Origin of the sequence: Bremerella sp. JC817, assembly GCF_040718835.1 — a bacterium.
Taxonomy (GTDB): Bacteria; Planctomycetota; Planctomycetia; order Pirellulales; family Pirellulaceae; genus Bremerella.
This window is the reverse complement of the sequence record NZ_JBFEFG010000151.1, coordinates 1-395: the sequence shown is the minus strand read 5'-3', so window position 1 is coordinate 395 and position 395 is coordinate 1. Positions and strand designations below refer to the sequence as shown.

At 70.9% G+C, this 395-nt stretch carries 1 protein-coding gene; it reads right to left on the bottom strand.

From position 1 onward, the window contains the following. A partial coding sequence (locus AB1L30_RS00710) for a PAS domain-containing protein (protein WP_367011428.1) occupies nt 1–395 on the bottom strand: 395 nt, incomplete at both ends.

Genomic DNA, 395 nt, shown 5'->3' with positions numbered 1-395 from the left:
GTCGCCATCCCCCTCGACCTCGCCGACACCCTCGCCCTCGCCTTCGAAAATGGCCTTGCCGCGGACCCGGATCCAGCGGACGGCGCCGTCGGTCCGGAGGATCCGCTGCTCGACCTCGAAGCTGCCCGGCCCGTCCGGGTCGAGGGCCTCGGCAACCTGGCGGATCACGGCGTCTCGGTCTTCCGGGTGGAAGTGTTGCTGGACCCGTGTGAACGTGCCGTGGCGGTCGTCCCAGCCGTAGATGGCCCGGCCCGGCTCGTTGACCGTGACCGCGTCGGTCCGGAGGTCGATCTCGAAGGTGCCCATGCGGGCGATCTCGACGGCGAGTTGCAGATGCCGCTCGCTCTCGCGCAGGCTCGCCTCGGCGACGACCCGCTCGGTGATGAGGTCGTGGG